24 protein-coding genes are annotated in these 21900 nt (G+C 65.1%); 18 read left to right on the plus strand and 6 right to left on the minus strand.

The window, feature by feature from the left end:
* Nucleotides 1-14 precede the first annotated feature (14 nt).
* The 10 genes from K9B33_RS18920 to K9B33_RS18965 all read left to right on the plus strand — a co-directional run bounded on the left by K9B33_RS18920 (nt 15) and on the right by K9B33_RS18965 (nt 9866).
* Entirely contained in the window at nt 15-551 is a 537-nt protein-coding gene (locus K9B33_RS18920; protein ID WP_224550616.1) for a hypothetical protein, read from the plus strand.
* Nucleotides 551-958 (plus strand): DUF1636 domain-containing protein, encoded by a 408-nt coding sequence (locus K9B33_RS18925; RefSeq protein ID WP_066609172.1) that lies wholly within the window; start codon nt 551-553, stop codon nt 956-958. The genes K9B33_RS18920 and K9B33_RS18925 overlap by 1 nt, the downstream gene beginning before the upstream one ends.
* The gene (cobT, locus tag K9B33_RS18930) at nt 955-1971 is read left to right on the plus strand and encodes a nicotinate-nucleotide--dimethylbenzimidazole phosphoribosyltransferase (protein ID WP_224550617.1); all 1017 of its coding nucleotides are present in this window, start codon (nt 955-957) and stop codon (nt 1969-1971) included. The genes K9B33_RS18925 and cobT overlap by 4 nt, the downstream gene beginning before the upstream one ends.
* On the plus strand, nt 1968-2537 hold the full coding sequence (locus K9B33_RS18935) for a histidine phosphatase family protein (protein ID WP_224550618.1): 570 nt from the start codon (nt 1968-1970) through the stop codon (nt 2535-2537). Before cobT ends, K9B33_RS18935 begins: the two co-directional genes overlap by 4 nt.
* Nucleotides 2534-3253, plus strand: coding sequence for an adenosylcobinamide-GDP ribazoletransferase (cobS, locus tag K9B33_RS18940; RefSeq protein ID WP_224550619.1), 720 nt, complete (start codon nt 2534-2536; stop codon nt 3251-3253). The genes K9B33_RS18935 and cobS overlap by 4 nt, the downstream gene beginning before the upstream one ends.
* The gene (locus K9B33_RS18945) at nt 3250-4239 is read left to right on the plus strand and encodes a threonine-phosphate decarboxylase (protein WP_224550620.1); all 990 of its coding nucleotides are present in this window, start codon (nt 3250-3252) and stop codon (nt 4237-4239) included. Before cobS ends, K9B33_RS18945 begins: the two co-directional genes overlap by 4 nt.
* Nucleotides 4232-5173, plus strand: coding sequence for an adenosylcobinamide-phosphate synthase CbiB (gene cbiB, locus K9B33_RS18950; protein ID WP_224550621.1), 942 nt, complete (start codon nt 4232-4234; stop codon nt 5171-5173). Before K9B33_RS18945 ends, cbiB begins: the two co-directional genes overlap by 8 nt.
* Nucleotides 5170-5676 carry a bifunctional adenosylcobinamide kinase/adenosylcobinamide-phosphate guanylyltransferase gene (gene cobU / locus K9B33_RS18955; RefSeq protein ID WP_224550622.1) on the plus strand — a complete coding sequence of 169 codons (507 nt, stop codon included), beginning with the start codon at nt 5170-5172 and terminating at the stop codon, nt 5674-5676. Before cbiB ends, cobU begins: the two co-directional genes overlap by 4 nt.
* A gap of 79 nt (nt 5677-5755) precedes the next feature.
* Complete coding sequence (locus tag K9B33_RS18960) at nt 5756-7231, plus strand: carotenoid oxygenase family protein (protein WP_224550623.1); 1476 nt, start codon at nt 5756-5758, stop codon at nt 7229-7231.
* A gap of 235 nt (nt 7232-7466) precedes the next feature.
* Nucleotides 7467-9866 (plus strand): TonB-dependent receptor, encoded by a 2400-nt coding sequence (locus K9B33_RS18965; protein WP_224550624.1) that lies wholly within the window; start codon nt 7467-7469, stop codon nt 9864-9866.
* A 56-nt stretch (nt 9867-9922) separates the two neighbouring features.
* Here K9B33_RS18965 and K9B33_RS18970 read toward each other — a convergent pair whose 3' ends face one another.
* Nucleotides 9923-10966 carry an aromatic ring-hydroxylating dioxygenase subunit alpha gene (locus K9B33_RS18970; protein WP_224550625.1) on the minus strand — a complete coding sequence of 348 codons (1044 nt, stop codon included), beginning with the start codon at nt 10964-10966 and terminating at the stop codon, nt 9923-9925.
* A gap of 65 nt (nt 10967-11031) precedes the next feature.
* On the opposite strand from K9B33_RS18970, the gene K9B33_RS18975 reads away from it, so the two are divergent.
* The 3 genes from K9B33_RS18975 to K9B33_RS18985 all read left to right on the plus strand — a co-directional run bounded on the left by K9B33_RS18975 (nt 11032) and on the right by K9B33_RS18985 (nt 13581).
* Entirely contained in the window at nt 11032-11595 is a 564-nt protein-coding gene (locus tag K9B33_RS18975) for a TetR family transcriptional regulator (protein WP_224550626.1), read from the plus strand.
* Between the two features lie 103 nt (nt 11596-11698).
* Nucleotides 11699-13168, plus strand: a complete 1470-nt coding sequence (locus K9B33_RS18980) for an aldehyde dehydrogenase (protein ID WP_224550627.1) — start codon at nt 11699-11701, stop codon at nt 13166-13168.
* 2 nt (nt 13169-13170) lie between these two features.
* Nucleotides 13171-13581, plus strand: a complete 411-nt coding sequence (locus K9B33_RS18985) for a hypothetical protein (RefSeq protein WP_224550628.1) — start codon at nt 13171-13173, stop codon at nt 13579-13581.
* 77 nt (nt 13582-13658) lie between these two features.
* Here the strand turns inward: K9B33_RS18985 and K9B33_RS18990 are convergent, their stop codons facing one another.
* From K9B33_RS18990 to K9B33_RS19005, 4 genes are read right to left on the minus strand one after another with little or no spacing between them, the layout of a single operon-like run.
* On the minus strand, nt 13659-14570 hold the full coding sequence (locus K9B33_RS18990) for a CmcJ/NvfI family oxidoreductase (RefSeq protein WP_224550629.1): 912 nt from the start codon (nt 14568-14570) through the stop codon (nt 13659-13661).
* The gene (locus tag K9B33_RS18995) at nt 14570-16006 is read right to left on the minus strand and encodes an aldehyde dehydrogenase family protein (protein WP_224550630.1); all 1437 of its coding nucleotides are present in this window, start codon (nt 16004-16006) and stop codon (nt 14570-14572) included. The genes K9B33_RS18990 and K9B33_RS18995 overlap by 1 nt, the downstream gene beginning before the upstream one ends.
* A 9-nt stretch (nt 16007-16015) precedes the next feature.
* A complete protein-coding gene (locus K9B33_RS19000) occupies nt 16016-16837 on the minus strand; it encodes a glutathione S-transferase family protein (RefSeq protein WP_224550631.1) in 822 nt (273 codons plus the stop codon).
* Between the two features lie 3 nt (nt 16838-16840).
* Nucleotides 16841-17593, minus strand: a complete 753-nt coding sequence (locus K9B33_RS19005; protein WP_224550632.1) for a glutathione S-transferase family protein — start codon at nt 17591-17593, stop codon at nt 16841-16843.
* Between the two features lie 220 nt (nt 17594-17813).
* Here K9B33_RS19005 and K9B33_RS19010 point away from each other — a divergent pair, with 220 nt between their 5' ends.
* The 4 genes from K9B33_RS19010 to K9B33_RS19025 all read left to right on the plus strand — a co-directional run bounded on the left by K9B33_RS19010 (nt 17814) and on the right by K9B33_RS19025 (nt 20047).
* Complete coding sequence (locus K9B33_RS19010; RefSeq protein ID WP_224550633.1) at nt 17814-18485, plus strand: glutathione S-transferase family protein; 672 nt, start codon at nt 17814-17816, stop codon at nt 18483-18485.
* The gene (locus tag K9B33_RS19015) at nt 18482-18904 is read left to right on the plus strand and encodes an acyl-CoA thioesterase (RefSeq protein WP_224550634.1); all 423 of its coding nucleotides are present in this window, start codon (nt 18482-18484) and stop codon (nt 18902-18904) included. Before K9B33_RS19010 ends, K9B33_RS19015 begins: the two co-directional genes overlap by 4 nt.
* Before the next feature lie 133 nt (nt 18905-19037).
* Nucleotides 19038-19709, plus strand: coding sequence for a DUF4197 domain-containing protein (locus tag K9B33_RS19020; RefSeq protein ID WP_224550635.1), 672 nt, complete (start codon nt 19038-19040; stop codon nt 19707-19709).
* A gap of 74 nt (nt 19710-19783) precedes the next feature.
* A complete protein-coding gene (locus tag K9B33_RS19025; protein ID WP_224550636.1) occupies nt 19784-20047 on the plus strand; it encodes a hypothetical protein in 264 nt (87 codons plus the stop codon).
* 10 nt (nt 20048-20057) lie between these two features.
* Here the strand turns inward: K9B33_RS19025 and K9B33_RS19030 are convergent, their stop codons facing one another.
* Entirely contained in the window at nt 20058-20891 is an 834-nt protein-coding gene (locus K9B33_RS19030) for a helix-turn-helix transcriptional regulator (RefSeq protein WP_224550638.1), read from the minus strand.
* A 119-nt stretch (nt 20892-21010) separates the two neighbouring features.
* Here K9B33_RS19030 and K9B33_RS19035 point away from each other — a divergent pair, with 119 nt between their 5' ends.
* Nucleotides 21011-21886 carry a 3-keto-5-aminohexanoate cleavage protein gene (locus K9B33_RS19035; protein ID WP_224550639.1) on the plus strand — a complete coding sequence of 292 codons (876 nt, stop codon included), beginning with the start codon at nt 21011-21013 and terminating at the stop codon, nt 21884-21886.
* Nucleotides 21887-21900: the final 14 nt, after the last annotated feature.

Genomic DNA, 21900 nt, shown 5'->3' on the forward strand with positions numbered 1-21900 from the left:
AGGAACGTATGACCATGGACAGCCTGTCCCCTGCCGCCGCCCGCCATCTCTGGATCGGATTGATGACGCTGGCCAGCACCATAACCACTCTGGCGCTGGCCTGCGCCACGCCTTTCCCCGCCCTGGCCGCCCTCGCCGCGTTGCATGTCCGCCGGCAGGACGGCATCATCCTGATGCTCGCGGCCTGGGCGGTGTCGCAGGGGGTGGGCTATTGCCTGCTGGGTTATGAAACGACTGTGGAGAATGGCGTCTGGGCCGGGACCATGGCGCTGGCGGCGATCGCGTCGCTGCTCGGCGCGGATGGTGCGGCGCGCCTGTTGCCGCACGCGCATCCGGCGGTGCGGCTGGTCGTGGCCTATGGGGCAGCGTTCGCTACGTTCAAGCTGGCCGTCCTGGCGGGCGCGTGGGCGCTCGATTCCGGCTGGGCGGCCTTCGCGTCGGATGTAATGGCGCGGCAGTTCGCGCGCTACGCCATGATCCTGGCCGGCCTGCTGGCTTTGCAGCATCTGGCCGACCGCAGCGGCCTGCTGCGCCGTGCGGTGACCGCCTGATGTTGCGCGCGGTCGAGGATGGTCCGGCGGTGGTGGTGTGCAGCAGCTGCCGCCACTCGCCGGGGCAGCGGGAAGATGCCGATGGCGTGCGCGGCGGTGCGCGGCTGGCGGAGGCGCTGCGCCGGGTGAAGGCCGGGTCGGACCGCTATGACGGGGTGGCGGTGCAGGACATGCCCTGCCTCTTCGCCTGTTCCGACCATTGTGCCGTCCATCTGCGGGCGCCGGGGAAGATCGGTTATGTGCTGGGGCGCTTTACGCCCGACGAGGATGCCGCGCGCGCGATCCTCGACTATGCGGCGCATCATGCCGCGAGCGCCCATGGCCAGGTGCCTTATGCCGACTGGCCGCAAGGGGTGAAGGGCCACTTCATCGTGCGTCTGCCGCCTGCCGGGTTCGTCGCCACATGAGCCTGTTTCCCACCGTGGCGGCGTTCGACGACGCGCTGGCGTCCCTGCCGGGGGCCGACCTGGCCTGCCGCGCCGCTGCCGCAGCGCGGCAGGGGCAATTGACAAAACCGGCCGGGTCTTTGGGTCGGCTGGAGGAGATCGCCATCTTCCTGGCCGGCTGGCAACGGCGCGCGCGCCCGCATATCGATCGCGGCCGGGCGGTGATTTTTGCGGGCAATCATGGCGTGGCGCGGCATGGCGTCAGCGCCTTTCCGCCCGCGGTGACGGCGCAGATGGTTGCGAATTTCGCCGCTGGCGGCGCGGCCATCAATGCGCTGGCGGGCGCAGCCGGGCTGGATCTGCAGGTCGTGCCGATCGACCTTGATCGCCCGACCGAAGACTTCACGGTCGCCGCGGCGATGGGCGAGGCGGATTGCCTGGCCGCGCTCAACTGCGGGGCCGACATGGTCGATCCGGGCCTGGACCTGCTGTTGCTGGGTGAGATGGGCATTGGGAACAGCACCGCCGCCGCGGCCCTGTGCCAGCGCAGCTTCGGCGGCAGCGTGGCGGAATGGGTCGGCGCGGGGACCGGCGTGGATGCCCATGGACTGGCGGTCAAGCGACAGGTGGTCGATCTGGCCATGGCGCATCATGCCCAAGCGCCGATGACGCCGTTCGAGACGCTGCGCCGGGTTGGCGGGCGGGAGATCGTCGCCATTGCAGGGGCCATGCTGGCGGCGCGGCATCGCCATGTGCCGGTGGTGCTTGACGGGTTCATCTGCGCATCGGCGCTGGCGCCGCTGGCGGCCACCACGCCCGCGATCACCGATCATGTGATCGCCGGACATCGCTCGGCCGAAGCCGGGCACGGGCGGCTGCTCGACCGGCTGGGACTGAAGCCAGTGCTCGATCTCGACATGCGGTTGGGCGAGGGCAGCGGCGGCGCGGTGGCGGTGGCGGTGATCCGCGCGGCGGTGGCGGCCCATGACCAGATGGCGACCTTCGCCGATGCGGGTGTATCGGCGGGCGGATGAGCGGCACGCTGCTCCATCTGATGCGGCATGGCACGCCCGAACTTGCCGGGCGATTGCTGGGACATGCCGACTGGGCCGCCACCGATGCGGGGACGGCCGCCTGCGTGGCGCGTGCCTGCGGGCTGGAGGCGGAGGTTATAATATCGTCTGACCTGACCCGCACGCGGCAGGCGGCGACGGCCATCGCCGCGCCGCGTGGCATCGCGCCGCAGATCGACCCGCGCTGGCGGGAGCTGGATTTCGGGGCATGGGATGGCGCCGATCCGGCGATGCTGGACCAGGCGGCCCTGGCGCATTTCTACGCGGACCCCGATGCCTGTCCGCCCCCCGGAGGCGAGCGCTGGTCTGCGCTGGTAGCGCGGGTCGGTGCGGCGATCGCCGCCCTGTCGCCCCGGCCGACGCTGGTCGTCACCCATGGCGGGGCCATGCGCGCCGCGCTGGCGCTGCTGTGCGGCTTCGACCAGCGCCAGATCTGGGCGATCGACCTGCCCTATGCCGCCCGTCTTACGCTGCGTCTCTGGCCTGGCGAGAAACCTTGGGCGCAGATCGCGGGGCTTGCGGCGTGAAGGGCCTCATCTTCGCGCTCCAGTTCTTGACGCGATTGCCTATGCCGCGGGTGGAGGCGGACGGGGCGGCGTTCGCCGCCGCGATGCGCTGCTTTCCGGCGGCGGGCCTGGTGGTCGGCGCGCTGGTCGCCGCCGCGGGATGGGCCGGCGCCTGGATCGATGCGTGGACCGGCGCGCTGCTGGCGCTGGTGGCGTGGGTCTGCGTAACTGGCGCGCTGCATCTGGATGGACTGGCCGATCTGGCCGATGCGACGAGCGCGGCGCACAAGAATCGCGAGCGGTTGCTGGCGGTGCTGGCCGATCCCCATGTCGGCGCCATGGGCGCCACCGCGGTGGCGTTGCAGGTGATCGCCAAGCTGGTGCTGCTCCATGGCCTTGTGGAATCGAAGGCATTCGCCGCGCTGCTGTTGATCCCCTTCGCCGCACGGATTGGGCCGCTGCTCTGGAGCCGCCGGCTGCCGCCTCTGCATGACGGCCTTGGCGCGCAATTCCGCGCGGTCATCCGCCCCGCCGATCTGGCGCTGTGGGGCGTCATGCTCCTCGCCGCCGCCTTCTGGATGCCGGCGCTGCTGGCCGTGGCGCCGTTGGCCGGATTGTGGGGCTGGTGGGTCCGGATGCGGATTGGCGGTATTTCCGGCGACAGCCATGGTGCGGGCATCGAACTGCTGGAAAGCGGCCTGTTGCTCGCAGCACTGATCCTGACGCGGGCGTCATGACGCGCTGGACCCATCATGGTGGCAAGCTGGACGAGGCGCGGCGATGGTTCGGCGAAGGCCGGGACCCGTGGATCGACCTGTCGACCGGGATCAATCCGCTTGGCTGGCCGGTGGAGAAAGCGCCTGCGATCGATTGGCGCGGCTTGCCCGGCGATGCGCTACTGGCCGAATTGGAGCAGAACGCTGCGCGGCATTTCAGCGTCGATCCGGCCCATTTATGCGCGTTGCCGGGGAGCGAGGCGGGATTGCGGCTGCTGCGCGGGATCATAGCCGGGAATGTCTTGCATGGCGCAGCCTGCTACCGCACCCATCGCGATATCCATCCCGACGGCCGCGCCTTCATCCCCGGCGTAGATGATCCGGCCTTGCTCGACGGCAATATCCTGCTGATCGCCAATCCCAATAATCCCGACGGCGGCTTGTTGGACAAGGTTCAACTGAACGCGCTGCTGGAGCGACAGACTTCGAGCGACGGCTGGCTGGTGCTGGACGAAGCCTTTGCCGACTGTCTGCCGGACATCAGCATGGCGGATCGCATTGCGGACGATCGGCGTCTCCTCATCTTCCGTTCCTTCGGCAAATTCTTCGGGTTGGCTGGCATACGGTTGGGATTTGTCATCGGGCCGCGCGCGACCATCGCGCGATTTCGCGAACGGCTGGGGAGCTGGCCGGTATCGACCGCGGCGTTGGTTATCGGGGCGGCCGCCTATGCGGATCGGGACTGGATCACTACCACCCAGGCACGCCTGATCGAACAGGCGGCAACGCTGGACGGATTGTTGCACGCACATGGCCTGTCTCCCCAGGGCGCTTGCCCCCTGTTCCGCCTGATCGTCACCGATGTCGCCGCGACGTTGTTTGCCCGTTGCGCCCGGCACGCGATCCTGACCCGGCCCTTCGACGAGAATGCAGGCTGGTTACGAATCGGTCTGCCTGCCGACGCGGCGGCGCTGGCGCGACTGGATCGGGCGCTGGAGGGTGGCTGAGCCCGTGGCCCTGCTGGCGCTGGCGATCGAGGGTGCGATCGGCTGGCCCCAGCCATTGTATCGGCGCATCGGCCACCCGGTCGGCGCCTTTGCGGCGATCATCGACGGGTGCGAGCGGGCCTGGAACCGAGCGGAATTGCCCGGTCGGCTACGACGCGTGGCGGGTATTGGTTGTCTATTGCTGCTGCTGATCGTCGCCATGGGGGCAGGGCTTTTGCTGGAGTGGGGCCTGAATGGGATTGGAGGACGCTGGGCCTGGATTTTCATCACGCTCTGCGCCGTGCCGGGCATGGCGGCAGGCAGCCTCTACCGGCATGTCCGCGCGGTGACGGAACCCTTGCAGGCGAATGATCTGGCTGCGGCCCGCACCGCCGTCGCCATGATCGTGGGCCGGGATACCGAAAGGCTCGACAGCGCGGGCATCGCGCGCGCCGCGATCGAGAGCCTGGCCGAAAGCTTTTGCGACGGCGTGGTGGCGCCGCTCTTCTGGCTGCTGCTGGGCGGGTTGCCGGGCCTGTGGGCTTATAAGGCTATCAACACCGCCGACAGCATGATCGGTCATCGCGAAGAACGGTGGCGCGCCTTCGGATGGGCGGCAGCAAGACTCGATGATTTGCTCAATCTCATACCCGCGCGGTTTGCCGGCCTGTTGCTTTGCCTGAGTGCGGGGCGAGGCTGGCGCATCATGCTGCGCGACGCGCGTCGTCACGCCTCTCCCAATGCCGGATGGCCGGAAGCGGCCATGGCGGGCGCTCTCGGCGTACGGCTGGCCGGGCCGATCGCCTATGATGGCGTGGCGCAGGACAAGCCGTGGATCGGATCGGGCCGAGGGGATCTCGCCGCCGCCGATCTCGAAGCTGCGCTGCGCCTTTATCTGCGCGCCTGCCTGCTGCTTGGATTGGCGGCTGCGCTCTTTGCATGGAGTGGCTTATGACGGTGCTATTGGTGCTGGGCGGCGCGCGATCGGGCAAGAGCCGCTATGCGCTCGCCCGTGCAGAAGCGATGCCGGGCGACTGTCTGTTCGTTGCGACCGCGCAGGCGCTGGACAGCGAAATGGACAGTCGTATCGCGCGCCACCGGGAGGAGCGCGGCGCACGCTGGCGCACGATCGAGGAGCCGGTCGCGCTGGATAGTATCGTGCGGACGGAAGCGCGGCCGGGCCGGGTGTTGCTGATCGACTGCCTGACCTTATGGGCGTCCAACCTGATGATGGCGGAGCGCGACATCGACGGAGCGGTGGATGCTCTCGTCATGGCGCTACGCCAGGCGCGGGGGCCGGTGATTTTGGTCGCGAACGAGGTGGGGCTGGGCATCGTCCCGGACAATGCGCTGGCGCGGCGGTTCCGCGACGTCGCGGGCACCATCAACCAGGCGGTGGCGACCTGTTCTGACGAAGCGGTTTTCCTGGCGGCAGGCTTGCCCCTAACACTGCGCTGACGGCGCCTTGCACTCTCCGCTTGGCAACAACAGTAACGATTGTTACTATGAGTCGAGATAAGAGAGGAGCCTCAAGGCCATGCCAGCCTATCCCCAGACCATTCATTTCGTCGGGTTGAACACACCTGTCGGCATCGAATGGGCGGCCCGCAATCTGGACGTTATCGGCGAAATCCCTGCCGGGATAGCCGGCGCCTTTTTCCGCGCCGTCCCGGACCCCTCCCATGCGCCGATGTTCGACGACGATATCGTCCTGTCGGGCGACGGCATGGTTGCCAAGTTCACCATCCAGGACGGCAAGGTGGATTACGCGATCCGCTATGTCGAAACCGAGCGCTACCGGCTGGAAAAGGACGCGCGGCGCGCGCTGTTCGGGCAGTATCGCAACCCGTTCACGGACGATCCCGTCGTTGCCGGCCGCGATCGTACGGTCGCGAACACCACGCCGGTCTGGCATGGCGGGCGGCTGTTCATGACCAAGGAAGACGGGCTGGGCTATGAGATCGATCCCGATACGCTGGAGACGATCGGTCGCTGGGACTATCATGGCGCCTTCACATCGCAGACCTTCACCGCCCATCCCCGCGTCGATCCGCAGACGGGAGAGATGTTCTTCTTCGGCTATGAGGCGGACGGCCTGTGTTCGACCAAGGTCGCCTATGGCGTGGCGGACCGCAATGGCAATCTGGTCAGCGAAATATGGTTCGATCAGCCCTATTGCTCGTCGATCCATGATTTTGCGATCACCGAACGCCACGCGATCTTCCCGGTCTTTCCGACCACGGCCGACCTGGATCGGCTGAAGGCCGGCGGCGCGCATTGGGCGCATCAGCAGGATCTGGACAGTTGGGTCGGCATCATGCCGCGCCATGGCATGGGTGCGGAGATGCGCTGGTTCCGGGGGCGACCGGGCGTGTCGGCCTTCCACATCGTCAACGCCTATGACGATGGCGATCTCGTCCATCTCGACCTCTGCCTGTCGGATACCAATGCGTTCGGCTTCATGCGGGAAGCGGGCGGCATCCGGCGCGACCAGCGGGAGATACAGGGCGGGTTGACCCGCTGGACCTTCGACCTGTCGAAGGAAGGGGACCGTTTCGGGGAACGGTTGGTCGGGCCGCCCGGTGACATGCCGCGCCTGCGCGACGCGGACCAGGGACGGCCCTATCGGTCGGCCTGGTATCTGTCGATGAACCCCCAGGGTGGTCCGCCGCTGCCGGGCGGGCCGGTCGGCTTCGCCTTCAACGCGCTATTGCAGATCGAGCCGGGTAACGGCCGCATCGACATGATGGGGCTGGAGTTCGGCATGGCCATCAGCGAACCGGTGCATGTGGCTTCCCCGGAAGCGGGACATGACGGCTGGCTGCTGATGGTGGTGGACCGTCAGGCGAGCGAGACAGAGTTCAGGTCCGAATTGTGGGTGGTCGATGCAGGCGCGATCGCGGCCGGGCCGATCGCGCGCGTGCCCATGCCCTTGCCGATGCGCGCGCAGGTCCATGGCGCCTGGGTGTCGGCGGCGCAATTGGCTTCGGCGCAAGGTAAAAAGGCCGCCTGATCGCTATGCGGCCCGCTTGACAAAATACTAACGATCGTTATTGATAAGCGAGAGAGGGGCGGTCTACGTCTGCCCCCTCCAACAAGAACTGCAACGCGCAAGCCGGCCGCCGGTATGGGCGAGAGGATGACATTATAAGGCAGGTGCAAAGCACCGCCCGACCGGAACCTGCGACATGCGGGGCCGGTGTCGCCCTTTCCATGCCATGAGCTGCAAGAGAGGGAGGAAGACCAAGATGTCCGACTGGAAACGCATATTTCGAGGCCATGTGGCGGGGTGGGCGCTGGCGAGTGCGATGATCGCTGCGCCGGCTCTGGCGCAGGATGCGACCGTACCGGCCGACGCGCCCGCACAGGCAGCGGATCAGGCCGGCGGGGCCGCCGACATCATCGTCACCGCCCAGTTCCGGGCCCAGAATCTTCAGGATACGCCGATCGCGATCACCGCGGTATCGGCCGATACGCTGGCGGCGCGCAGCCAGACCAGCGTCACAGACCTCGGCCAGTTCGCGCCCAATGTCGCGCTGGCCCCCGCGACCAGCATCCAGGGCAATGCCGTGGCCGCGTTCATCCGCGGGGTCGGCCAGCTCGACGCAAGCTTCGCGCTGGAGCCGGGCGTCGGCATCTATATCGACGATATCTATTACGGCACGACCTTCGGCGCGGTCATGGACCTGACCGACCTGGAGCGGGTCGAGGTGCTGCGCGGGCCGCAGGGCACACTGGCTGGCAAGAACAGCGTCGGCGGCGCGGTAAAGCTGTTCAGCAAGAAGCCGGATTCGACGCCGGGGGGCTTTGTCGAGGCGACCTATGGCCGGTTCGACCGGCTGGAATTGCGCGGCAGCGCCAATGTCCCACTGACCGACGACCTGTTTCTGCGGGTGTCGGGCGTGTCGAAGAATGTCGACGGTTATATGAAGCTGCTCGACTATGGCTGCGTCAATCCAGCGTCCGGCATTCCGCCCAGCAGCGGCAACAAGAATTGCCAGATCGGCACCGAAGGCGGCATCGACGTGATGGCGCTGCGTGCCGCACTGCGCTACGCGCCGGCCGGATCGCCGCTGGAAATCAATGTCGTCGCCGACGTATCGAAGGACAAGAGCGAGACGGTCGCGACCAAATTGCTCTATGCCGATAACCCGTCGGTGCGCAGCTATGTCGCGGGCGATCCCACAGCCGGCATCCCGTTCGACAGCCGTTTCCTGACCGGGGACAAAAGCTATACCTCCTATGCCACCTATGCGACGGGGGGCAACTATACGACGGTGTTCGGCATCCCGACCCAGATCGCGCCGGGCGGCTTCACCGCCAGCCCGACCAGCACCGTCAAGGCCTGGGGCCTCTCCGGCACGATCGATTATGACCTGTCCGACAGTCTGAAGCTCAAGTCGATCACCGGCTATCGCAGCGCCGATGGCACCAGCGCGATCGACGTGGACGGATCGCCGCTCGCCATTCTGCTGCAGGAATTCACCTACGACCATGAGCAGTTCACGCAGGAACTGCGCCTCAGCGCCAATTTCAATGACAAGGTCGACCTGACCGTCGGCGGTTTCTATTACAAGGCGACCGATACGATCCAGGGCCGTAGCCAGATCCCGACTCTGTTGTTCGATTTCCTGGCGGACGATGTCGTCAAGAATCGCAGCGCATCGGTTTTCGCCCATGGCGAGTTTCATGTGACAGACGCCTTCAACATTATCGGCGGGCTGCGCTACACCGACGACAAGAAGAGCTATCGCTATTCGCGCCGCAACGTGGACGGCACGCTGCCCAGTGGCGCCTTCTTCACGCCCAATTTCCTGCTCGTCGGGCTGGACGGGCTGACCGGCACCTTCAAGGGCAATCGGGTCGATTATCGCATCGGCGTCAATTATCGCTGGTCCGACGAACTGATGACCTACGCCCAGCTATCGACCGGCTTCAAGGGTGGCGGTATCAACCCGCGCCCGTCGGCGCCCGACCAGGTCCAGACCTTCGGTCCGGAAAAGCTGACCACCTATGAAGCCGGGTTCAAGGCCGATCTGCTCGGCCGAATGCTGCGCCTGAACGGCGCGGTGTTCCTCAACAAATATAACGACATGCAGCTGGTGCGCTATCAGTGCCCGGAAAGCGTCGTCCTGTCCTGCTCGGTGCCGTCCAATGCGGGCGATGCGGAAGTGTTCGGATGGGAACTGGAAGCGCAATTGCGTCCGGCGGACGGCCTGTCGTTCGATGCGTCGGTCGGCTATCTGGACTTCGATTACAAGAAGATCACTAATCCCGCGACCTTGGTTACCAAGGATATGATCGCGCCCTTCATCAGCAAATGGCAACTGTCGGCGGGCGTGCAATATGAAGCGGACCTCGGCGGCAACGGCACGCTGACGCCGCGGATCGACTGGTCCTGGCGGTCGAACTTCTATTATAACTCGGTCAACAATCCCTATAATCTGATCGACGCGCCCAGCTTGGTCAATGCGCGGCTGACCTATCAGGCGGCCGACAAGGACTGGTCGCTCAGCGTCGGCGTGACCAATGTATTCGACAAATTCTATTATAATGGCGTAGCGGAAAATGTCGGCACCTTCGGGGTCGTCACGGGCACGGTCGGCCGGCCGCGCGAATGGACGGCCACGGTCAAGAAGAGCTTCTGATCTTTTCTGCAGGGATAGGGGGAGGAGGGCTCGTCCGCGGACGAGCCCTCCTTGCGTCAGGCAGCGACCGCTTCGCCGGCTTCGGTGCGGGCAAGACGATCGACGAGGCGCGTGAACAGTGTCACGCCGCGATCATGGACGGTGGGCATGATACGCGGCGCAGGCGTGCGATCGATCACGCGCTGCTGCGCTTCGATCATCAGCTTGTCCTCGGCAAAGGCCATGTCGGCCAGGCGCATCAGCATGTCGCGGACGGCTTCGTCGCCATGGTTGCGATGCGGTCCCCAGGAAAAGAAATAACGCGCCGTCCGGTCGCCGGTCGGCGTCACCGCCTGGCTGGTGAAGGTCACCGCGCCGATCGCCTCGTCATAATCGGGCCGTTCGAAGCCGCACCGTTCTGCCGTGCCAGCCGCAAAGCTGCCGCTCCACATCAGCAGCACGCCGGGCAACAGGAAGTCGTAGCTTTGCCAGCTATCGATCGGTGCATCGCTTTGGCGCCCGCCCGGTCCATGGGTGCCGACCACCCAGCGCTCGAAACGCACCCCCCGGTCCAGCGGCAGGAGACGCGGGCGTTCCTCTGCAAATTCCGGCCCTGCGCCGAAACTCTTGGCATGGACATAGCTCAGATGGCTGAAGTCCAGCAGATTGTCGTTGATAAGCCGGGCTTCGGCCGCATAGTCGAGAAAGCCGCGCCCCAATATATAGTCGGGGTCGTCAAAGCCGACCGCCGGCGGGATCAGCGCCGGGTCCGCCAGTGCGGGATCGCCCATCCAGATCCAGACCCAACTGTGGCGCAGTGCGACGGGATAGGTGCGCAGCCGCGCCTGCGGCGGGATCATCTCCTGCCCCGGTATCTGCACCACCGCGCCGTCCGCATCGAACAACAGGCCATGATACATGCAGCGCAGCCGCGCGCCCTCGCAGCGGCCGAGCGACAAGGGAGCAAGGCGATGGACGCAACGATCCTCGCACGCGACCAGCCGGCCGTCCGCCGACCAGAGTGCGATAGGGTCATTCAGGATCGATACGGCCATCGGCTTGTCGGGCTCCAGATCCTGCTCCCAGGCGGCGACATACCAGGCGTTGCGGACATAGGTCATTTCGACTCTCCCTCATTTATTGAACAATGTTCAATGAACGTTGTTCAATTGTCAAGGCGCGCGCCATGGGGCAAGAAGGGTCGGTGAAGATCAGGCAGGAAGAGATTGTCGAGGCGGCGCTGACGCTGGTGGACGAACAGGGGTTGGGGGCGCTCAACATGCGCGCGATCGCGGCGCGGTTGGGCGTGCAGGCTTCGGCGCTCTACTGGCATTTCCCATCCAAGACGGTGCTGATGCGGGCGATGGCGCAAAGCTTTCATGCGCGCGCCCTGGTTGCGGCCGGCACGGGTGCGGCCAGGGATTGGCGGCACTGGTTGCTGGACTATGGTGCGGCCTTGCGCCGCGCGCTGCTCAACCATCAGGGATCGGCGCTGCTCTGCGCCACGGCGCGGCCCGCGCCGGACACGGCAGCGGCAGCGGCCGATCTACTGTCCGCGCCGTTGGTGGCGCAGGGGCTGTCGCGCGCCCACGCGCTCAGTTGCCTCGCGTCGATCAATGCGCTTGTGCTGGGCTGGGCGGTCTATGAACAGAGCGAGGCGATGCACGATCATCTGGCCGAGATGATCGGCTTTGACGAGAGTTTCGCGTTGGGGCTGGAAGCGATGGTGTCGGGCTTCCGTGTCGATTGACCCGTTGCAATAATTATAACGTTCGTTATGATGAAGTGGTCAGTCAAGGCCAGCCGCATGGTCCAGCAAGGGTGCGGTGGCGACATGCAGAAGAGGATAGACCATGACTCCCGACGCCATCCGCATCGCCCATCCCGATAAGCTGTTCATCGGCGGCGCCTGGATCGATTCGACCGGCGACGGCGTGATCGAGATCGTCTCGCCCAATAGCGAGGAGGTCGTCGCGCGGGTCGTTGATGGCACGGAGACGGACATGGATCGTGCCGTCGCCGCCGCGCGCAAGGCGTTCGATGAAGGACCATGGCCGACCATGGCCCCCGCCGAACGTGGTGCGATCGTAAAGCGCGTGGGCGCGGAACTGGAGAAGCGCGCGCCCGAACTGGCGGCGGCCTGGACCGCGCAGGTTGGCGGGCTCGCCAGCTTCGCGCCGATCATGACCGGTGGCGCGACCGCGACCCTGATGGCGATCGCCGGCTATGCCGAGACCTATCCCTTCGTGGAGCGGCGACCCTCGCACATGGTCAATACCGCGATCGTGGTGCAGGAGCCCGCAGGCGTGGTCGCTGCGATCGCGCCCTGGAACGCGCCCTATGGCATCATGTCGGCCAAGGTCGCCTATGCGCTGGTCGCGGGTTGCACCGTCATCATGAAACCATCGCCCGAAACCCCGCTGGAAGCCTATATCATGGCCGAAGCGGCAGAGGCGGCGGGCGTGCCGGCGGGCGTCGTCAATCTGGTCGCGGCCGGACGCGATGCGTCCGACCATCTGGTCCGCAATCCCGGCATTGACAAGGTGACCTTCACCGGATCGACGCTGGCGGGCAAGCGGATCGGCGAAGTGTGCGCTGGCCGCGTCGCACGCTGCACATTGGAGCTGGGTGGCAAGTCGGCAGCGATCGTCCGCGACGATTTCCCGATCGAGGTCGCTGCCGCAATCCTGGGCAACACCATCACCATCATGAGCGGGCAGGTCTGCGCGATGCTGAGCCGCGCGATCGTGTCCAGGCACCGGCATGACGAGCTGGCCGACGCCATTTCCAAGGTGATGCAGGGTATCCGCATCGGCCATAGCGACGCGCCCGACACCCAGCTTGGCCCCGTCGCGATGAAGCGGCAACTGGAACGGGTGGAGGACTATATCGCCCTGGGTCGGGAGAGCGCCGATCTGGTGACGGGCGGCAATCGTCCGGCGCATCTGAACAAGGGCTATTTCATCGAGCCGACCCTGTTCGCCAATGTCGATAACGCCAGCCGCATCGCGCAGGAGGAGATTTTCGGTCCGGTGCTCTGCCTGATTCCCGCCGAAGATGAGGAGGATGCGATCCGTATCGCCAACGACAGCAGCTTTGGTCTGAACGGATCGGTGCTGACCAACGACGCCGATGCCGCTTATCGCATCGGCCGGCGCATCCGCGCGGGCGGCTTCGGGCAGAATGGCATGAAGCTGGAATTCGGCCTGCCCTTCGGCGGCTTCAAGCAATCGGGCATCGGTCGCGAAGGCGGGGTGGAAGGCTTGCAGCCCTATCTGGAAACCAAAACGATCCTGCTCGACGCCGCGCCCGCGGGGTTCTGACCATGATCGCATTGAACGGGCAGGGGCGCGGCACCGGGGCGGCGTTCACTGCCGCCCGGATCATCTTCGGCGGCTGGTTCCTGTTTTCGGGGGTGGAATATTTCACCCCCTTCGACCTTCAGCCGCTGGGCAATACGCCGCTGGCGCAGGAATTCACGCTGGCGCTGATCCATAGCGGCCTGTTCGCCTGGATCAAGCTGATGGAGGTGGTCGCCGCGCTGCTGATATTGGCCAACCGGGGGGTGCTACCCACGGCGCTGGCCTGCGTCCCGCTCAACATCGTGATCGGCTACTGGAATTTCGTGCTCGATCCCGGCGTGGTCGAATATGCGTTCGGTATCGTAACGCTGGTACTGAACGCGATATTGCTTTGGCCTTGGCGGCGAGAGTTGATCGGGTTGCTGCGCTGGTAGGCCAATTTATTCCGTTCGGTTCGAGCCTGTCGAAAAGCATAGCGCAATGTTCTCGACAAGCTCGAACCGAACCGGGGCTATTCGAAAAACGCCACCGCGCGCACTTCGATACTTGAGCGCGTCTTCGTGTCGGGCAGGCTGCTGTCGTGAAAGGCGGTGTGCGGGCATCGCCAGGTCACATTATGATCGCTGTCCTGGAATTTGAACAGCAGCACATCGTCAGCCGCCATGTCGGAAAAATACCACCAGCGATGCCGGTCGCGATGGCGGAAGATGGAGGCCGCGATCATCTGATCTTCGCCTGGGACCGGCGCGGTCAGCGCGTCGCCGGTCGGCAATTCGTCCACCACGAACAATGTGTTGGACGTCGCTTCCTCGTCGGACACGGTGCGCCCGTCGCATACCGCCAGCGGCCAGTCCTGTGGACCGGGGGTGAAGGTGCGCCAGAAGCTGACGCAAACATAGCGCTTATAGCCGGGGCCGTCGGGAAAGGCGGCGGCGTAGGCCCGTTCGGCGGCCCGGCGGCCGGTAATCTCATTATAATCGACATGGGCCTCGCCCGCGGGCGGCTGGATGCCGCCTTCATGGCGGTAATTCTCGACCTTTTCCTGCGCACGGGCCGTCAGGTCGGCGGAGGTGCGGATCATCCAGCCCCCTGCCGACACGCCACTCGCGCCGGTTAGCGCGCGGATCGCTTCTTCACATTCGCGCAGATAGAGACGATCGACCTCCTCCTTGTCGAAGAAGTCGGTGATTGCGCTAGGGTGTTTGCCCAGCATGAAGCCGTGGGTGTCGAAACGGAAATGATCGCGGATCGGCATCCCGTCGCGCACGACCATGCGGTGATCGCCATAGCGGCCGGTGTTGATCTCGACCCCGCGCGACACGTAGCGCCGGGTGATGAAATCGCCTTCATCGAGATAGCGGATCAGCGCGGGCGCCTGCCGCGCGCTATCCTCGACATCGGCTGCGATCGGCAGGCTGGCCATCAGTCGACTTCCTCTGGCAGCGCGCCTATGACCGACTTGACCTCCAGAAATTCCTCCAGCCCGAACTTGCCGAATTCGCGGCCATTGCCCGACTGTTTATAACCGCCGAACGGCATGTCGAAGGCGAGGCCGCCGGCATTGACGAATACGGCGCCCGCGCGAATGCGGCTGACGAACTTGCGCGCGTGGGCGGGATCGCCCGCGACATAGGCGCCCAGGCCGTAGGGCGTGTCGTTGGCGATGCGGATGGCGTCTTCATCGTCTTCATAGGGCATGAGGACGAGGACGGGACCGAAAATCTCCTCCTTCGCGATCGTCATGTCCGGCGTGACATTGGCGAAGACGGTGGGACGGACATAGCTGCCCTCGCTCAACCCTTCGGGACGGCCGGGGCCGCCGGTGACGAGGGTCGCGCCTTCGTCGATGCCGGTCTGGATCAGGCGCTGGATGCGGTCCCATTGCCGCTGGCTGACGACCGGGCCGATATGGTCGCCCTCGACCTGCGGATCGCCGACCTTCTTGGCGGCGAACAATGCGCCGACCTTTTCCGCCGCTTCGTCATGCTGGGACTTGTGGACCAGCATCCGGGTGGGCGCGACGCAGCTCTGGCCGCTGTTGAGCAGCACACCGCCGACCCCGCCGGGGAGCGCCTTGTCGAGCGGCGTGCCTTCCAGGATAATGTTGGGCGATTTGCCCCCCAGTTCCTGCGCAACGCGCTTCACCGTGTCGGCCGCGTTCTTGGCCACCATAATGCCCGCACGGGTCGATCCGGTGAAGCTGACCATGTCGATGTCGGGATGTTGGGCGAGCGCGGTGCCGACGCCTTCGCCATCGCCCTGCACCAGATTGAACACACCTGGCGGCACGCCTGCTGCATCCAGAATCTCTGCGAAAATGGCGGCGCAGCTAGGCGCTTCTTCCGAAGGTTTCAGGATCATGGTGCAGCCCGCCGCCAGCGCCGGGCCGACCTTGGCCACGATCTGGTTCATCGGCCAGTTCCACGGCGTGATGAGCGCGACCACGCCGATCGCTTCGCGCACCACCCGGTTGTCGCCGATCTTCTCGGAAAATTCGTAATTCTTCAGGGCATTGAGCGCCTGTCCCAGATGCCCCAGACCCGATCCCGCCTGCGCCGTCTGCGCCATGGAGATGGGGCAGCCCATTTCGGTGGCGATGGCGCGGGCGATGTCGGGCACTCGTTTCTGATATTCGGCGACGATCCGTTCCAGCAGCGCGGCACGTTCCTCGCGGCTGGTCTGGGAAAATGTCTCGAACGCACGGCGCGCGGCGACGACGGCGGCATCGACATCGGCAGCGGTGCCCAGGATCAGGTCGGCGGCGCTCTGGTCGGTGGCGGGGTTGATGACGGTGATGGTGCGGCCGCCCTGGCTGTCGGCCCACTGGCCATCGATATAATGTTGCTGCGTGTTGGGCATGGGAAATCCTTATGCGGGAAGAAGGCCGAGTTCGGCGTCGGTGGCGGGCGCGCCCCATTTGTCGCGCGGGGGCAGCGGGCGGCTGTCCCAGCGGGGGTCGAGTGCGAAACTGGAGATGGCGCGGCCTTCGGGCAGGCGACCATTGCCGCTGCCCTGACTGTAATCATAATAGAGCGTCATCAGTTCCCGATGGCTATGATGGCGCTGCGCTAACGGATGCGACAGGCAGGCCTCGCGCCAGCGCAACAGGCGGGTCAGATGCTGGGGGATCTGATAGGCTTCATAATAGTCGAGGAACCAGAGCCGCTTGAACATCGGCGTGAAGGCGACCTCCGCCCAGCCGAACCGGTCGAACAGATAGTCGCCATTCGGGGCGTAGTGGCGCAGATAGTCGTCCAGCCGCATATATTGCGCGTCCACTTCCGCCTTATGCTCCTCGCGCATGGCCGGATCGCGGTTGAGGATCATGCGGTATCCCGCGCCGGTGAACTGCCCGTCGGTTGCGCACAGCATCGCTTCGACCGCATGTTCATAGGGGTCTTGCCGCGCCACCGGCGGATCGGGGAAACGATCCTCGACATAGCGCATGATGACCATGCTCTCCTTCAACGTGGCGCCATTTTCCAGCTCCAGCGCCGGCAGCGCGGTGGTGCCGCGCGTCTTGGCGAGCAGCCAGTCGGGGCGGGGCTGCGCTATGTCGATCTCATGATCGGCCATGATGCCCTGCAATCCCTTCAGATCGAGCAGCAGCTCGATCCGTTCGGAAAAGGGGCAGCCGGGAATATGGTACATGCGCAGTCGTCCCGCGGCCGGTTCATCCTGCCAGCCCATGGATCAGGCCGCCGTCGCGGTGGGACGGGGCGGCATTTCGCTCTTGGATTTGGCGAACATGGCCTGCGCTGCCGGGCGGGCATTGATGCGATCGATCCAGGCGACCAGATGCGGCGTCGCCTCCCTGTTGACGATGTCGGCATAGCCAAACTGCATCCCGTTCGCGATCGCGAAGTTGCAGACATCGGCCAGCGTATAGTCGTCGCCCGCCAGCCAGGGGCTCTGCGCCAGCCGCTGTTCCAGTCGGTCGATCGACACGCGAATCTTGCGCATTTCCTCGTCCAGCACCGCCTGGGGGAAGCCGGCGCGGGCGCTGCGCCACTTGGCTCGCTGTTCGGGGATGGGGATATGTTTCAGCTTCTCCTCGAACTCGGCGTCGGACAGCTTGCGCGCCATCGGGCCGATCATCCGTTCCCAGCCGATGGTGGACACGCACCAGCAGAAATATTCATCCACCCATTTGGTCCAGACGCGCATCTCCGTGATCTGCACCGGATCGGTCGGGCGCAAGCGCGTGGCATTCGGAAAGGCATCCTCCAGATATTCGCAGATCACCGTCGATTCGGTGATGATATGGCCGTCATGGTCCAGCGCCGGCACCTGGCCGCGCGGGTTGATCGCCTTGAACCAATCCTCATGATGTTCGAACCGGGTCGGGTCGACGAAGCGGGGCGTGAAATCCAGCCCCTTTTCATACAGGGCCAGCAGGGGCTTCAGGCTGTTGGCAGCCGGACCGAAGCTGTAGAGCGTCAACATGCGCTGTTCATCCTCACCTTATGGTTATGGCGTCTGGTGCGCCTTCAGGCATGAAACTGGCCATCGATCCGGCAGGCCGCAAGTCGTCTGTCGATACTATCAGCGGAACTACCCGGCAGCGCGGGCTGCTTAACCTGTCAGTTTCAATGATAGCGCCGCCACTCGTCTTGCGGTGGAGTCAAGGCTTTGCTTTGGATGGTGACAAGAAAAGCCGGAGAGAATGATGCTGGAACTGCTGACGTCGGAGACGCCCAACGGGTGGAAGGTGTCGATCCTGCTGGAGGAACTGGGCGAGCCCTATAAGGTGACGCCGATTTCGCTGACCGATCGCGTCCAGAAACGGGACTGGTATGTCGCGCTCAATCCCAATGGCCGCATCCCGACGTTGCTCGATCATGACGCTGGCGATTTCGCCATCTTCGAATCTGGTGCGATCCTGCTCTATCTGGCGGAGAAATACGGCCGCTTCATCCCCACCGACGCGCAGGACCGCAGCCGTGTCATCCAGTGGGTGATGTGGCAGATGTCCGGCCTCGGCCCGATGATGGGGCAGGCGACTGTTTTCAACCGCTATTTCGACGAGAAACTGCCATCGGTGATCGACCGCTATGTGCGTGAAAGCCAGCGCCTGTTCGGCGTGATGAACACGCACCTCGCGACCCGCGATTATCTGATCGGCGACTATTCGATCGCCGACATTGCCTGCTTCCCCTGGGTGCGCGGCCATGACTGGGCCGGCGTTGACATGGGCGGTTTCCCCAACCTTCAGCGCTGGTTCGACAGGATTGCAGCGCGGCCCGCGGTGCAGCGCGGGCTCCTCATCCCCACCCCGCCGACCGACGAAGACATGGCGGAGAAGACCACGAAGCAAGGAAAGACTATCCTCGCGTGAGCGCCTTCCTCCAGCGGATCGTCCGCATCGAATGGGGGCATTGCGACCCCGCCGGCATCGTCCATGCCCCGAGATATTTCGACATTTTCGGCGAGAGCACCATGCTGCTGTTCGAGCATGCCGGCCTGCCCAAGAAGCGGCAGATGCTGGCGACCATGCCCTTCGCCGGCTTCCCGATGGTCGATGTGTCGGCGCGCTTTTTCGTGCCGACCGCCTATGGCGACGACACGCTGGTGGAGGCCGACGCGCCGGTCTTCGGCAACAGCAGTTTCACCGTGGCGCACCGATTGTCGCTGGACGGGCGGCTGTGCGTGGAATGTGTCGAAAAGCGGGTATGGACAGCGCCCGACGCCAGCCGACCGGGGGGATTGCGGGCGGAGCGGGTGCCGGATGCCGTCAGGGCGTTGTTCGCCAAATAGCAACAAACGCTCGTGCAGTGCCAGCCGCTTCTCGACACGCTCGAAGCGAACGGAGATCATGGCCTTATCCACGTTCAGCGCCCGGCAAGCCTGACCACGCCATAGCGTCCCCTGCAAAAAAGGGAGATGCGTCATGGAGCAATCATTCGGCCTTTCCGACAGGCGCAGCCTGATCGCGGCATTGGCGCTGTTGCCGCTGGCCGCCTGCGCCACGCCGATGGGCCGCTATACGGTTGAGGATGCCGTGCGCCGCCTGCTCCAACTGTCAAGCGAGCGGGCCTTTGCCCGGCTGACCGAACCGGGCGGCTTCTATGACGACCAGTTGACGCGCATCGTCCCGCCCGACCTGAGCGGCGGCAAAGGCGGCGCGGTGCTGTCTGCACTGCTGCGCACCAATGCGGTGCGCAATCAGGTTGCGCGATCGCTGAATGATGTCGCGGTCGACCTCGCCGATAATGCGACCCCGATCGTGATGGACGCGGTGCAGCGCATGACATTGGCCGACGCCGTGTCGGTGCTGCGTGGCGGGCCGACAGCAGCGACGGACCTGCTGGCGCGCGAAGCGCGCGGCTCGGTGGTCGAAGCGTTGCTACCCGGCGCGTCGCGCGCGTTGCGGTCGGACATGTTCGAAATGCTGTCTGCCGCGCTTTCCGCCAGCGGCGGCCGGGATTATGCGGCGCTGGCCGACAACGTCTCCGGCCAGATCGGCGACGCGATATTTCGGGCGATCGGGCGCGAGGAGGCGGAGATTCGCCGCGATCCGGGCGCCACGCGCGACCCGATCCTGATGGCGTTGCTGCGCTAGTTTGGTGGGGCGATTCCCCCGGTAAATCGCTTAGGCCTTGATTTCGACGCCGGGAAATGGTGTCGCTTCGTCCCATGGAACAGAAATATCCCGGTGTCGCCGCCATCCCCTGGGATCAGCCCGCGACCATGATCGACCTGGACGGCAAGCCGCCGCTGATCGGCACGATTCGCGACTGTGCCGTCCATTTCGGCCTCTACAAGCCCGAAGCCAAGGCGCAGGCGCGCGTGTTGCTGACCCAGCCTGTCCATCGCGAGGGGCGCAAGACGCGCACCTGGCTGCTGGAGCCGGATGAGATTGCGGCGCTGGCTGATCGACTGAAGCGCGAGACCAACTGAGCGTCACCTGTCAGGCGGCGACGCTCTCCGTCTCCGCCACCAGCTTGGCGAGGCGCGCGGCGCTGACGTCGTCCAGCGGCGCGAACAGCAGCAGGCGCTGGCCCGGCGCTTCCTCGATCGCATAGCTGGTGTGGCGGAACATGATTTCACCCACACCGGGCATGTCGGCGATGTTCGTGTCCTCGAAATGCGCCATGATCTCCGATTCCTGCCAATAAAGCTGGAAAAATTCGGACTGTTCCATCATGTCGGCGATGATGCCTTCGAACACTTCCGGCTGGGCGGTGCGGCTATAGTCCCATTTGAAACGGGCGATCAGCCGGCGGCACATGTCCTGGAATTTCTCCGGGTCGGCGCGGTAGCGCGGGTTCAGCATCAGGATGCGGAACAGGTTGCGCTCCTCCCGCGGCAATTTGCTGTAATCGCGAAAAGCCCGACCGACGAGCCGGTTCCAGCCGATCACCGTCCAGTCCTCCACGATCACCAGCGCCGGGATCGACAAGGCATCCATCAGATGCTGGGTGCCGGCATGGATCGTTTCGTCCGGCCGGCGCGCCAATGGCGGCGGACGATGCTGGGCCAGGGCAAAGAGGAATTCGCGCTCGTTGGCGCTCAGGCGCAGGGTGCGGCTCAATCGTTCCAGCATCGGCGCGGATAGCTGGACTTCCCGCCCTTGCTCGAACCATGTGTACCAGGTCACGCTCATCCCCGCGAGCGTCGCCACCTCCTCGCGCCGCAGGCCGCGGGTGCGGCGGCGTTCGCCGGCGGGCAGGCCGACCTCGACCGGGGCCAGCTTCGCCCGCGCGGCTTTCAGGAACCGCGACAATTCTTCCCTTTGTGCCATGCCTTATCCAGTTACTCGCAATAATGGGACATCCACCGGCCTTCTTGCGGGCCGTCGCCTCTGCAAGACCCTGTGGTCTGCGATCGGCAGCATAGCCGAGACTGGACAGGAGAGTAAGATTGGCTGGCAAGCTATTTGTGACCTGCGCGGTGACCGGGAGTTCGCCGATCCCGGCGCACCCCAATTTCCCCTTCCGCCCCGATCATGTCGCGGCCGAAGCGCTGGCGGCGGCGGAGGCGGGCGCGGCGATCATCCATCTGCATGTGCGGGATCGCGAGACTGGCGACCCGTCACAGGCGCTGGACGATTATCGCGAGGTCGTCGGCCTGATCCGCGCCAAGAACAACGAAGTGATCCTGAACGTCACCACCGGGCCGGGCTGTACCTGGATGCAGGGGGATGAAGATCCCGCCGTCTGCGGCCCCGGCACCTTGATGTTCACCGCCGAACGGCGGCTGGAACATATTCTCGATCTCAAGCCCGATATGTGCACGCTCGATATCTGCACGATGCAGCTATGGGGTGGGGTGGCGATCAACCTCGACCCCATGATCACCAAGATGGGGCATATGATCCAGGACGCCGGGGTGCTGCCGGAGATCGAATGTTTCGAGGCGGGCGACTTCGTCTTCGCCGACGATCTGATGGCCAAGGGCGCCATTCCCAAGAATGTGCCCTTCACCTTCGTTCTGGGCACCAAATATGGCCTGCCCGCGACCACCGAGGCGATGCTCTATTCCAGGAACCAGATTCCGCGCGGCGCGCAGTTCACCGGCTTTGGCGTCAGCCGTCACAGCTTCCCCATGGCGGCGCAGTCCGCGCTGCTGGGTGGCAATATCCGCGTGGGATTCGAGGATACGATCTACCTGCGCAAGGGCAGGATGGCGCAGGACAATGCCGACCTGGTGCGCTGGGGCGTCGAAATCATCGAACGCATCGGCGCGGATGTCGCCAGTGCCGGCGAAGCGCGGGCGATGCTGGGCCTGAAACAATAAGGGAGAGGATCGAT

It is taken from the genome of Sphingobium sp. 3R8 (genome assembly GCF_020166615.1).
GTDB classification, from domain to species: Bacteria; Pseudomonadota; Alphaproteobacteria; order Sphingomonadales; family Sphingomonadaceae; genus Sphingobium; species Sphingobium bisphenolicum.